The sequence below is a fragment of the Pseudochelatococcus sp. B33 genome, from assembly GCF_053570585.1.
Map to the genome: position 1 here is coordinate 1 of NZ_JBSEFH010000028.1, position 12,647 is coordinate 12,647.

Consider the following 12,647-nt stretch of genomic DNA (forward strand, 5'->3'; position numbering starts at 1 on the left):
TATCGAAAGGGCATGAGTGGATCGGGACACGGTTGCCTCGAAGCGGTAACCCGTCATTATCAGTCCTGCGATGCGGACGGAATTTCTCCCGCAAGCCAGTTGCGGAACGCCTCAAGCGGCGGATAGCTTGCCCGCGCGGTAGGCCACACCAGCCAATAGGCGCCCGTTCCGGTCACTGGCGTAAAGAGTGGCACGAGCCGCCCGTCTGCCAGTTCCGGCTCGGCGATATAATCGGGAAGCAAGGCGACGCCGAGACCCGCGATGGCTGACTGAGTCATCGGCGCAAATTGATCGAACAGCATCCCACCGCTACGCGGCGCTTTTCCCCCCTGGGCTGCGAACCAGAGCCCCCAGGCCCTCTGCCGCGTCTCGAGTTGGAGCAGCGGCAGTCCGCGCATGTCCTCAAGCGTCGCTACGGGGTGCGACTTCAGCAGATGCGGAGATATGCAGGCAGTCAATTTTTCATCGAACAATTTCATATGTCCGGCGTCGCGCCAGTCCTCGGTGCCGAAGTGGATCGCCGCGTCGAAGCCTTCCGCCGCGAAATTGAAGCGTTTGAGGCGCGTTGCTAGATTAATAGTCACCCCTGGGTGAGAAATCGCGAAACGGCCGAGCCGCGGCGCCAGCCAGCGCGTGCCGAAAGCCGGCAGAATTGCGAGCGATAGTGCCCCGCCGCCCGGATTGACCGCAAACTCCATACTGCCGCGCTGGATGAGATCGAGCGCACGCGTGATGTCCCGACCGTAAACCCGCGCCGCCTCGGTCGGCACTAGCCGCTTCCGGTGGCGCTCAAAAAGGGGGCGGCTGAGCTGCAGTTCGAGGTGCTGAACCAGCCTGCTGACCGTACTTTGTGATAGATCAAGCTCGCGCGCCGCCGCGGCCGTCGAACCGGTGCGCAGGACGGCCTCGAAGGCGGCAAGGAGACTGACAGAGGGCAAGAACCGGCGTGAGCGCGTCATAGACTATGCATAGCATACATATTTTGACACCCAAAGAACGTTTCCCCGCTATCGCGTCATTTGCTAGCTATCGGGTCAGTGGCACGGGTGAATCGTCTCCTGGCTGGGCTAGGACCTGGCGTGACGATTGCGGTTGGTGCCATAAGTGCTTCATGCCAATGTCGGCCCAGCACATCGCGTGGGGACGGACAGGGGGGACATACTATGTCGAAATATGGCTATTTTACATGGAACGATCCGTTCCAGCTCGACCAACAACTGACCGAGGACGAGCGCATCATCCGCGACGCGGCCGCCGCCTTCGCCGCCGACCGGCTCGCGCCGCGCATTCAGGAAGCCTACCTCCACGAAAAGACCGACCCGGCCATCTTCCGCGAGATGGGCGAGGCAGGCCTCCTCGGCCCCACCATCCCGGAGGAATACGGCGGCGCGGGCGCGAGCTACGTCGCCTATGGCCTCGTCGCCCGCGAGGTCGAGCGCATCGACAGCGGCTACCGGTCGATGATGAGCGTGCAGTCCTCGCTCGTCATGTACCCGATCTACGCCTACGGCTCCGAGGAGCAGCGGCGGAAATACCTGCCGCAACTGGCCTCGGGCGAGTGGATCGGCTGCTTCGGCCTCACCGAGCCCGACGCCGGCTCCGACCCCGGCGGCATGAAGACGCGGGCCGAGAAGATCGACGGCGGCTACCGCCTCAACGGCTCCAAGACGTGGATCTCCAATTCGCCGATCGCCGACGTGTTCGTGGTGTGGGCGAAGTCGGCGGCGCACGGCGGCCAGATTCGCGGTTTCGTGCTGGAGAAGGGCACAAAGGGCCTCTCCGCGCCGAAGATCGACGGCAAGCTGAGCCTGCGCGCCTCGATCACCGGCGAGATCGTGCTCGCCGACGTCGAGGTCGGCGAGGATGCGCTGCTGCCGAACGTCGCCGGCCTCAAGGGGCCGTTCGGCTGCCTCAACCGGGCCCGCTACGGCATCTCGTGGGGGGCGCTGGGGGCGGCGGAGGACTGCTGGTTCCGCGCCCGCCAGTATGGTCTCGACCGCAGGCAGTTCGGCAAGCCGCTGGCCGGCACCCAGCTCTACCAGAAGAAGCTCGCCGACATGCAGACCGAGATCGCGCTCGGGCTGCAGGCCAGCCTGCGGGTCGGACGGCTGATGGACGAGGGCTCGTTCGCGCCCGAGATCATCTCGATCGTCAAGCGCAACAATTGCGGCAAGGCGCTCGACATCGCGCGGCAGGCGCGCGACATGCACGGCGGCAACGGCATCCAGATCGAATACCACGTCCTGCGCCACGCCCAGAATCTTGAAACGGTCAACACCTACGAGGGCACGCACGACGTCCATGCGCTCATCCTCGGGCGCGCCCAGACCGGCATTCAGGCGTTCTTCTAACTATGCGGAAATGGTCGCGGGCTGGCCTGACAAGATCTGCACTCACCAGTTCCACCTCCCTACCGCCACCCCCTTTCCTAGCAGAAATGTTTGCTTCAGGATAATGACGATGCCTCAGTCAGCAGATCCAAAGCTACCCGAACGTGAATCGATGGAGTTCGACGTGGTCATCGTCGGGGCGGGACCGGCCAGTCTCACCGCGGCAATCCGACTGAAGCAGGTAGAGCCCGATCTATCCGTCGTTGTGTTGGAAAAGGGAGCGGAAGTCGGTGCACACATCCTTTCAGGCGCCGTGGTCGACCCAATAGGGATCAATCGCTTACTGCCCGACTGGCAGGAGGACGCCGACCATCCTTTCAGGACGGCAGTGGTCGATGATCGCTTCCTGTTCCTTGGACCCTCCGGCTCCATCCGATTGCCGAACTTTCTGATGCCACCGCTCATGAACAATCACGGCAATTATATTGTCTCCCTCGGCAGCGTTTGCCGCTGGCTCGCAGCGAAGGCAGAGGAACTGGGAGTGGAAATCTATCCAGGTTTTGCTAAGCACCAACCATGAAGAAAATCAGCCGCTCCACCTCGTGGTCGAGAATACGAATTTACAGACGTCATCCGAGCACGATGTCTATGGAGGACCATCGACACGCTACTGCCCTGCCAGCGTCTACGAATGGATAGAGAAGCAGGGCAGGCCAGCTTTCGTCATCAACGCGCAGAACTGCATCCACTGCAAGACGTGCGACATCAAGGACCCGAACCAGAATATCACCTGGGTGCCGCCCCAAGGCGGAGAAGGTCCAAGATATTCAAATATGTAAGCATCTTCAAGCTGCCCAATGGCGCACCGAAACGGATTGGCTTTGTAGGCGGGAACACAGATGAAGATTAAGAGCGAGGAATTTCTCTGTTGCGGCTACTGCGATACTCAGCATCAGCGCCCCTGGAACAGAACCTTGCGATTTCTGAATCGACAGCTTCAGCTCAACATAACGATAGAAAAAGAATCTGCACAACTCTCTAAATCATTCAAATAATAATTTATTCCGCCTATTAGTATAAGTATTGTTTACAATGGGAAGTAGACATGACGTCAATCTTCAGCACCTCCGATAGGTGAGGGCGGCGGCCGAACATGGCAGATTTCGCGTGGCTGCCGCAGCGCCAGGAGTACAAGTATCCTTTCTAAGCCGTGAATACGTAATCTGGAAGATAAGTTAGGAGCATCACCGTTTACTCGTCACTCCAGCAGCGTTCGCCTTACACACGCGGGCACCTTGTTCTTGCAAAGAGCTCGCCGTTCTATTGAGAACGTCAATCTGGCCACCCGTGAAGTGGGTGCAGCTGGGCTGGGTTGACATCGCCGCCTACTTCTGGCTTCTTGGCTCGATTACTGAAGACATACGCGGCGCAACATTTGAGCGTGCGCCTTGAGTTTTTCGATAGTGGGGTAGCTGAGCATATAAATGCCATTCAAAGCCATCAGCTGGACATTGCATTCCTCACAGGATTGACCGACGCAAGTGGTTGCGAAACGGCGTTCCTCTGGACGGAGCAGATCTACTTTGTGTTGCCTGCGGGCAGCCCTCTTGCTTTGCGTGATAAAGTTAAGTGGAGCGATTTATGCCTTCGGACCTTTGTTGTAAGCGAGCTCTGGCCGGGCCCCGAGGTCCAACAGTTCCCAGTGAAACATCTATCCAAAATAGGTCAATCTCCCACCATTGACATTCAGCCAGTCTGCCGCGACACACTCAAGTTGATCGTTGCCAGTTGCAGTAGGCTAACCTTGGTGAATGAAGCAACAATAGCAATTCAATTTCCTGACGTCGTGTATCGGGAGTTGGAGAAGAAAGTCATCCCTTTTTGTGTGGTTTGGTCACCGACAAACGACAATCCCGCTTCTTGTAGGCTATTGGCTATGGCGCAAACTATGTCCAAGCGTACAAAGGACTATAACAGCGCTCGATGACTTTATGCTAATATGCACACGATAACGTCTTTCCGCAGTGAAGCCTTTCAGCGCACGCGAATGGCTGATTCGGGGAAGCTATACCATGACTGATCCTCTTTTCTGAGTGGCTGCAATGGGCCGATACCAACTGTGTGTGGGAAAGGGCCGAAACCTGCCAGGCAGCTCCCCTCCCCGCTCCGGTCAATCGCGAAATAGCGACATCGCGTTTGCACAGTCGGGGCGAATGGCCGGAGGCTGACAACCCGACGCTCCGGCTCACGATGCAGCGATGTGGACGGACAGCCGCTATCGCGAGGCCGATCGACCAGTCCGGATTGATCAACATAAACCGCGCGGTTCGCCTGCACACCCGACTAGGGGTAGATCTGCGCGGTCCTTGAGCTGTCGGGGCTGTCTCCCTGCGTGGGCAGGGGAGGAGCCGACGTGCGGCATATCATCGCAGTTTTTGCGTTTCACCACCAGTTTTACTACGCCAGAGCCTTCTGTCTGCCGCTTCCACGACGCTTCCAAGGTGGATTGTTTCGGAGAAGATAGAGGAATCAAAAAGCCCTTGAAACGTGTTTGATTTCAAGGGCTTGATTTCTGGTTGCGGGGGCGCGCAACCATCTTTACTTGCGGCCGGCCTCTCCTCTTCACCCCATGCTGCTCCAGATGGAAACAGCGATCCTTAGCGAAGTATTGCGTACAGCCGCATAGTAAACAGCCGCAGCCGAGATATGCTTTCACATGCATTGTAAGGTACTACATTGTAAGTAATTCAACTTCGCACGCGATCAACCCAGCACTATACGACCCGCTGGCGACCAAACAGCCACATCACGCGGCCGGCAGCGATTGGGATCTCCGAGAAGGGCCAAGCCGTCGCGAAAGCGAGCGTACTGATAAGGCTCGTCCGCCTCCCTTCTAACAATGCTGTCGGTAGCTGAAAGCTCGAATCCTACCGGCTCCAAGGTTGGCAGAGCTATCTTCGCTGGCATCCTTCGCTCTCCCTCACGTATCGCGGTGCTCAGTGCATTCAGAAAACTAACTCCTGCGTTCTCCTCGCTCACGAACCAGCTGAAATCAGAGCCAACCCGGCTGTCGAAACCGGCCCGCTCATTCCCTCAACTCCGCAGCCTGCGCGACCAGGTCGATGAGTTTCCCCCTTGGTCCGTGGCGGGTCCCATCAAGGTCCTTGCTTCGGATTTGCGCGGCGCTAAGCCGAGCAACTCCCGCGGCCTGGTCACACCCACGAAAACGTTTGTCGCGGCGGTGAGACCGACGCCCGTAAAGGGCTGGTCGGTAACGCCGAACGCTCGGGGAAGCACCGTGGTCAGATCGATGCACTGCTCGTCCGCACCACTGCCTTTCCATATCTCGCTCTCGACGACGAGAATGCCGTACCTGGGCAAGGGAGACAGCCTGCGCGCCGCGGGCATCCCGGTGCCGACCGGCGGCAGCGCCCACGACCTTGCCCGGCTCGACACGCTTATCCGGCGGCTTGGGGCAGAGCGGCTCCGGATTCTCGGTGACCTATTGCACGGCACCCGCACGGCCGGCTCATGGCGCGAGCATTGGCGCGCCTGCCGCCAACAGCGTGCGTCGCTCGATATCCGGCTCGTCACCGGCAACCACGACGGGGCCGCGCCGAATGCCGGCCTCGACATCGCCTGTCATCCTGACGAGATCGAGGATGGGCCGTTCCTGTTGGCCCATCAGCCGGCACGTCATGCGCCGGCGGGATTGCTGCGGATTTGCGGCCATCTGCATCCGGTCGTGCGCGTGCCCCGCCTGCCCGGCCGCTTTCCCGCTTTCGTCATCGGATCGAGCCAGATTGTGCTGCCGGCATTTTCCGCCTTCACCGGCGGCACTCCCGCCGATCCACTTGCCAGACACGTCGCCTAAGTGAACGGCCATCTGCTCGGCATTCCTTTCCCGACACGGCCGTGACTTGCGCATGAGCATGTATTGACGCGACCTCGCGATCAGCCACAGAGCCGTGAACGCGCAGAAGCACTACGATGCGGCGAAGAGCTGCCGCCGGGCCACAAAGAACGGGCAATGGCGTTGATCCGGGAGAAAAGGGGCAAGTGCGAGCCTCCGAGCTCTACGCGATTGGAGTACCGGGCGGCCATATTACCCAGATGTGTGACAAAGGCACGCTCGTCAAGGTCGGCTACGGGCGTTATCGCGAACCTTCTCCAACGCCTTGCGGTTCACCGTCTTGTGCGAGCGTTCCGGGATGGGCACTGCCGGATTGATGCAGATGCATCAGCACACATGATCCACGCGTGTCTTTCGGGCCTCGATGCGAAACCATAGTTATCGCAAGTGCCAATGGAAAGCGACGGGCGCTCCCAGGCAAGGCACAGCAGGAATTCACGGAGTAATATCATGGACAAGGATCGCATTGAAGGCGCGGCCAAGCAGGTCAAGGGCACCATCAAGGAGGCTGTCGGCAAGGTCACGGGCGATGCCAAGACCAAGGCCGAAGGCAAGGCCAAGAAGGCGGAAGGCAAGGTCCAGAACGCGGCCGGTGGCGCCAAGGACGCGGCGCGCGACGCGCTCAAGAAGTGAACGGCGCAGGTATGGCCCCGTAGATCCAGAAAGGAACATCGCTATGCGAAAAATGATCATGAGCGTGCTGCTGTTGCCGGCGATCGCCATTCCAGCCATTGCGCCAGCCTTTTCTCAGGGCGTCGCACCGGCGACGGGCCCCACTTCGTGTCGATGGCCGAGTCGAGCGCGCTGTCTTCCAATCTGATCGGCCTGAACGTCACCAATGCCGGTGGCCAGTCGATCGGCGAGATCAAGGACGTGGTTCTCTCCGCCAACAACGGAATTGCCGGCTTCGTGGTCTCGGTCGGCGGCTTCCTCGGCATGGGCGAGCACTATGTCGTGGTCGATCCCTCCGCCATCGTGGTAAACTACGATGGAAACGACAAGAAGTGGCTGGCGAGGATGAATGCCACAGCCGACCAGCTCAAGGCCGCTCCTGCCTTCACCTATGCAGGCAAGTGGAAGTCCTGAGCGCGCCTGCAAAGAAGTTCCCGTTGCGCCAGCCGTGGCGGGGCTTCCTCTTTTCTGGCGCAAGCTGACGGTTGAGCGGCGACCGGCCCGTACGAATAGAGGGAGCGCCATGAGCAGTGAGGTTCCGGATGAGGCGGTCTTGCGTCGGCAGGTGGATCGCCGCCAGTTGCAGGAGATCATCGCCGGTCTCGGCGAAGGTATTCTTCTCCTCGACCCGGCCGACGGAATTGTCTGGGCCAATGAGCGTGCCCTGGCGCTGCATGGCGTTGAGGAGCTCTCTGAGCTGGGCACGACTCCGGCCGGGTATCGCAAGCGCTTCTTGCTCCGATATCGCAACAATCATACGCTGACGGAAGACCAGTACCCGATAAGCCGGTTGCTTGCCGGAGACGCCTTTCGGGAGGTGACGGTCGAAGTCACAAGGGTCGTGCCCGGTGACGAGGAGGAATCATGGCGATGTGTGCATCAATTGCGTGGCTTCGCGCTTACCGACAACGAGGGGATTCCTGAGTCCTACGTGCTTGTCATTGAGGACATGACGGAGCGCTTCACAGCCGAGGAACGCTTCGAGCGCACCTTCGCCGCCAATCCTGCCCCGGCCATCATCTGCCGTCTTTCGGACCTGCGCTATGTGAAAGTCAATCAGGGATTCCTGGAGATGACCGGCTATGCGCGGGAGGATGTCATCGGCCGTTCCGCCTACGAGATCGACGTTCTGAAGAATACCGCGACAAAAGATGCAGCGATCGCGGCGCTACGCGAGGGGCGCACCATTGCGCAGGCGGAGGCGACGCTGCGGCTCCCGGACGGCGGCACGAAATTCGTCATCGTCGCCGGCCAGCCGATCGAGGTCGGCGAGGCGCCTTGCATGCTCTTCACCTTCATGGACATGGAGCCGCGCAAGAGGGCGGAGGACGCGCTGCGCCAGAGCGAGGAGCGCTTCGCCCGCTCCTTCCGCCTCGCGCCGGTCCCAACCGTGCTTTCCACGCGCGAGGGGCTCCGGCTTCTGGATGTGAACGATGCCTTCTCCTCCATTCTCGGCCTCACCGGGGAAGAGGTGGTCGGCAAGGCCGGACACGAACTGCCGATCTGGGTATCGGCTGCATCGCGCCGCCAGCTCGAGCGCGAGATCGAGAAGAGCGGAGGCTTCCGCAACATCGAGATCCAGCTCCGGACGAAACACGAGGAAATCCTCGACTGCCTCGTCTCGGCGGAAACCGTGATCATCCACGGCGCCGAATGTGTGCTTACCGTCATCCAGGACATCACCGAGCGCAAGCGCTCCGAGGTCGAATTAATCGCCGCGATCGAGGCGGTCATGAAGGATACATCCTGGTTCAGCCGGACGGTCATCGAGAAGCTGGCCAACCTGCGCCATCCGGGGAGAGCCAACGCACCGGCCGCAGAACTCGCCGACCTGACGGCGCGTGAGTTGGAGGTGCTTGGGCTCATGTGCCAGGGCATGAGTGATGCTGAGATCGTCAAGGCGCTCAAGCTCACCCGCAACACGGTGCGCAACCACGTCGCCCGGATCTACAACAAGGCGGACGTTCATAGCCGGGCGGCCGCCATCGTCTGGGCGCGGGAGCGCGGCTTCACCGGCACGACGAGCCGATCTCCAAGGGCGCGGCGCCTTTAGATGCTGCTAAAGCGATTTGCACTATCGTTGACGCAGGATCTGTTGTGCAAAGCGCTTTAGATTTAATATGTTACCGAAATTTGTGTTTAACTCGAAGCTCAAGTTAGACACAAACTTCTTTAGTGATCATGGGCGGTGACTTTCAGCCGATCTCCCCATCGACGGAGTCCAAGTCCTGCTCGTGATATTACGGTAGCGGATCGGCGCGGCAGCGTTCTGCCCGGCGCTCGTTCCCGCCGCAAGTGGAGCGAAGCCATGCCTACAGGGTTCTTTCCCGGTATCGATTTGAACAGAGGGAGCGTTTTCTCCAACAATATAATGCTCCACCGCGTCAGGAGCTTTGACTGGACTTCCACGCCTGTTGGCGCTGTGGAGAGCTGGCCAGAGGAGTTGCGTGGTGTTTGCCGTACCGCGCTGCTCTCCGCCACGCCGATGTCGGTCCTGATCGGCAGGAATGGCATTGTTCTCTTCAACGATGCCGTCCATTCGCTATTCGGCTCCGAATTCGATTTCGCTCTCGGCAAGCCGGTCGCCGAAGTCTTGCCGCATGCCGCTGGCTTCTATGAGGAAATACTGGCCAGGATTTTCGCTGGCCGGCCGTCGAGCTTCCACGACCTGCCTTTCAAGCTCCAGCGGGAAGGCCGTTCACGGACGGCCTGGTTCGATCTTGATTTCACACCGATCGCCGACGCGGACGGTCGCGTGCTGGGCGCGCTGGTGATCTCCATCGAGACGACCGCACGGGTACAGGCCCTGCGCGATCTGCAAGCCTCCCGGGAAAGGCTCGATCTGGCGCTTCAGTCGGGCGGCATTGTCGGCGCCTGGGAGCTCGACCTCGCGACCAACATCGTGCGCGCGGATGAACGCTATGCCCGGCTGCACGGAGTCGACCCGGAGATGGCGAGAGTCGGGGCCGACGACTCCCACTTCGTAGCGGGCATCCACCCCGATGAGGTCGACTGGGTGATGAAGGTCTTCGAGCAAGCGAAGATCGACGGGACGTATCGGTGCCAGCACCGCGTTGTCGGCCCCGACGGAACGCGGTGGGTCGTGTGCTCGGGACGGTTCCGCTATGGTGCGAACGGCGCGCCCGTTACCTTCACCGGTACCGCCGTCGATGTGACCGAGCAGGTTGAGACAGCAGCCGCATTGGCGGAAAGCGAGAAGAAGTTCCGGACCTATGCGGAGACGCTGCCGCAAGTCATCTTCAGCTGGGACTCGGACGGGCGAACGACTTATGTGAACCGCCGCTGGCACGAATTCACCGGCCTTGAAGAAGGCAATCCGCTGGCCTGGAACTGGCCCTCATTCCTCCATCCCGACGATAAGGATCTGGTGATTGCGGACTGGCATCGGGCGATCGACCGAGGCGTAAAGCACGATGTCGTGGCCCGCCTTCGCCATCATTCGAGAGACTATCGCTGGATGCACATGGTTGCGCTGCCCCTCCATGGCGAGGGAGGCGTCACCAGCTGGCTCGGCACGCTTACCGATGTCCACGACGCCAAGCTGCTGGAGACGGAACGCGAGCTGGTATCGAAAGAACTCGATCACCGCATCAAGAATTTCTTCGCGGTAGCCCAGGGGCTCGTCAGCCTGACCTTGCGCGAGAACCACAGCGTCGAGACGTTCGCGGAGCGGCTCAGGGGGCGGCTCGCCACCCTGCACCAATCCCATACCCTCATCAGATCGGCCAATGGAATGATGGATCCTCATACCGCTCCTTCCTTGCACGAACTGATCCGGAGACTGCTCGCGCCGTATGAGGTCGCTGCCCGGGAGGAACGTTTCACGATCGAGGGAGACGATGTGCCCCTCGATCCCGGAAGGATCACGGCCTTCGCGCTGGTGTTCCATGAACTGGCGACCAACGCGGCGAAATACGGCGCCCTGTCCGCTGCGGAGGGGAGCATCCAGCTGCTGTCGTCGGCGCTGGACAATACATTGCGCCTCGACTGGAAGGAAAACGGGGGCGCGCTTTCTTCGTGCGCCGAGACGGATAGCGGCTTCGGATCGCGTCTGATCAGTCTCGTCGTCGAGGGCCAGCTACATGGCCACTTCCAGCGCATTGTCGAGCCGGACGGTATTCGGGTCGTCCTCGATCTCCCGAACGGGAACGTCACCGGCATACGCCAGTAGCCGAAAGCCGAATCCATTTGCCACCTCGCAAGGCACATCCCTCATTTTCGATTGTGAACGAATTCCGTCAGATGATTCCATCTGATCGGAAAGCGCTCTGGTGCATCTGCATCAGCAGATGCTGATGCAGCCGGCTCTGTCTCCCATCCGCGCAAACGCCTAGCCTGGCATGGTCAGGAGGGTTCGGTGACCCTTCGCAAGAACAACGACACGCCGCAGGGAGACCCCGGGGATGGAACCCGATACGTCTCGGCGGCCGGCCTAAAGCGTTTTCAAGCAAAGTGGATACCGCTTTGTGTGAAGAAAACGATTTAAATCAATAAGATAGAGCATTTCTGCGTTTCGTTGAAACGCAGAAATGCTCTATATCCCGAAGGACCTATCCGATGAAGATCGCCCAGATCGCGCCTCTTTACGAAGCTGTGCCTCCCCGCCTATATGGCGGGACCGAACGCATCGTCGCCTATCTCACCGACGGTCTCGTGGAGCGCGGGCACGACGTGACGCTATTCGCATCCGCAGATACGCAGACCAGCGCGACGCTCGTGCCGGTACGCGAACGGGCGATCCGTCTCGACCCCTGTCCCCTCAAGGCCGACCATGCAGCGCATCTATCCATGCTCGACGAGGTCCGCAGGCGCGCGGATGAATTCGACGTGCTGCATTTTCATGTCGATCTGGTGCATTTTCCGTTCTTTGAAGCGCTCGCCGGGCGCACCGTGACAACGTTGCACGGCCGCCTCGACATGAGCGACCTCGGCGAGGCCTATGCGCGGTGGCCGGACTATCCGCTGGTGTCGATCTCCGACGCCCAGAGGCGGCATCTGCCCGACGCGAACTGGGTTCGCACCATCCATCATGGTGTGCCGTCCGGCCTCTTCCGCCCGTCATTCCGATCCGGCGACTATCTCGCCTTTCTTGGGCGGGTCTCGCCGGAGAAGCGTCCCGACCGTGCGATCGCGATCGCGGCGCGCGCGGGAATGCCGTTGAAGATCGCGGCCAAGGTCGACCGCGCCGACCAGGGTTACTGGGACGAGGTTATCGCTCCGCTCGTGGCGGCAAACGCGAATGTCGAGTTCATCGGCGAGATCGGCGACGCGGACAAATGCGGGTTTCTAGGGGGCGCTGCCGCGCTGCTCTTTCCGATCGACTGGCCCGAGCCGTTCGGTCTCGTCATGATCGAGGCCATGGCGTGCGGCACCCCTGTCATCGCCTGGCGGAACGGCTCGGTGCCCGAAGTGATCGAGGACGGCGTGACCGGCTTCGTGGTCAGCAGCGAGGACGAGGCCGCCGCAGCCTTGCGGGAGGTTCGACAACTGGACCGGGCAACTATCCGGAGCCGCTTCGAGCAGCGGTTCACGACGGGGATCATGGCGGTTGCCTATGAAGAACTGTTCGGGTCTCTGCATCAAGATGGCTTCATGACTGAAGCCGCGTAATTCCACGTTGCTTTCAGACTACCCCTGGACAACGGGAACCAACATGTTCCTGCCGCGTTTACGTCTCACCTGGAACATAGGAGTGGCAATAATGGGTCGTG

Annotated in this window: 9 protein-coding genes and 1 pseudogene; 9 read left to right on the forward strand and 1 reads right to left on the reverse strand. The window is 60.5% G+C overall.

Annotated elements, in window-relative coordinates; all coding sequences use genetic code 11:
- Positions 1–59 precede the first annotated feature (59 nt).
- Entirely contained in the window at positions 60–959 is a 900-nt protein-coding gene (locus ACUSIJ_RS24300) for a LysR family transcriptional regulator (RefSeq protein WP_449311011.1), read from the reverse strand.
- Positions 960–1,163: 204 nt separating this feature from the next.
- On the opposite strand from ACUSIJ_RS24300, the gene ACUSIJ_RS24305 reads away from it, so the two are divergent.
- The 9 genes and pseudogenes from ACUSIJ_RS24305 to ACUSIJ_RS24345 all read left to right on the forward strand — a co-directional run bounded on the left by ACUSIJ_RS24305 (position 1,164) and on the right by ACUSIJ_RS24345 (position 12,546).
- Positions 1,164–2,351 (forward strand): acyl-CoA dehydrogenase, encoded by a 1,188-nt coding sequence (locus ACUSIJ_RS24305; protein WP_449311012.1) that lies wholly within the window; start codon positions 1,164–1,166, stop codon positions 2,349–2,351.
- A gap of 109 nt (positions 2,352–2,460) precedes the next feature.
- Positions 2,461–3,169, forward strand: a pseudogene (locus ACUSIJ_RS24310) (4Fe-4S dicluster domain-containing protein).
- Positions 3,170–3,702: 533 nt separating this feature from the next.
- Complete coding sequence (locus ACUSIJ_RS24315; RefSeq protein WP_449311013.1) at positions 3,703–4,317, forward strand: LysR family substrate-binding domain-containing protein; 615 nt, start codon at positions 3,703–3,705, stop codon at positions 4,315–4,317.
- Between the two features lie 1,155 nt (positions 4,318–5,472).
- The gene (locus ACUSIJ_RS24320; RefSeq protein ID WP_449311014.1) at positions 5,473–6,204 is read left to right on the forward strand and encodes a metallophosphoesterase; all 732 of its coding nucleotides are present in this window, start codon (positions 5,473–5,475) and stop codon (positions 6,202–6,204) included.
- A gap of 489 nt (positions 6,205–6,693) precedes the next feature.
- Positions 6,694–6,876: a CsbD family protein gene (locus ACUSIJ_RS24325; RefSeq protein WP_449311015.1), complete on the forward strand. Its 183-nt coding sequence runs from the start codon at positions 6,694–6,696 to the stop codon at positions 6,874–6,876.
- 153 nt (positions 6,877–7,029) lie between these two features.
- On the forward strand, positions 7,030–7,329 hold the full coding sequence (locus tag ACUSIJ_RS24330) for a PRC-barrel domain-containing protein (protein WP_449311073.1): 300 nt from the start codon (positions 7,030–7,032) through the stop codon (positions 7,327–7,329).
- A 109-nt stretch (positions 7,330–7,438) separates the two neighbouring features.
- Positions 7,439–8,968, forward strand: a complete 1,530-nt coding sequence (locus tag ACUSIJ_RS24335; protein ID WP_449311016.1) for a PAS domain S-box protein — start codon at positions 7,439–7,441, stop codon at positions 8,966–8,968.
- A gap of 135 nt (positions 8,969–9,103) precedes the next feature.
- The gene (locus ACUSIJ_RS24340; RefSeq protein WP_449311017.1) at positions 9,104–11,107 is read left to right on the forward strand and encodes a PAS domain S-box protein; all 2,004 of its coding nucleotides are present in this window, start codon (positions 9,104–9,106) and stop codon (positions 11,105–11,107) included.
- Positions 11,108–11,493: 386 nt separating this feature from the next.
- Positions 11,494–12,546 carry a glycosyltransferase family 4 protein gene (locus ACUSIJ_RS24345; RefSeq protein WP_449311018.1) on the forward strand — a complete coding sequence of 351 codons (1,053 nt, stop codon included), beginning with the start codon at positions 11,494–11,496 and terminating at the stop codon, positions 12,544–12,546.
- The last annotated feature ends 101 nt before the right edge of the window (positions 12,547–12,647 follow it).

Coding starts and splice junctions, on each gene's coding strand:
- ACUSIJ_RS24325 (WP_449311015.1), top strand. CDS start 6,694: ATGGACAAGGATCGCATTGAAGGCGCGGCCAAGCAGGTCAAGGGCACC.
- ACUSIJ_RS24300 (WP_449311011.1), bottom strand. CDS start 959: ATGACGCGCTCACGCCGGTTCTTGCCCTCTGTCAGTCTCCTTGCCGCC.
- ACUSIJ_RS24345 (WP_449311018.1), top strand. CDS start 11,494: ATGAAGATCGCCCAGATCGCGCCTCTTTACGAAGCTGTGCCTCCCCGC.
- ACUSIJ_RS24305 (WP_449311012.1), top strand. CDS start 1,164: ATGTCGAAATATGGCTATTTTACATGGAACGATCCGTTCCAGCTCGAC.
- ACUSIJ_RS24330 (WP_449311073.1), top strand. CDS start 7,030: ATGGCCGAGTCGAGCGCGCTGTCTTCCAATCTGATCGGCCTGAACGTC.
- ACUSIJ_RS24335 (WP_449311016.1), top strand. CDS start 7,439: ATGAGCAGTGAGGTTCCGGATGAGGCGGTCTTGCGTCGGCAGGTGGAT.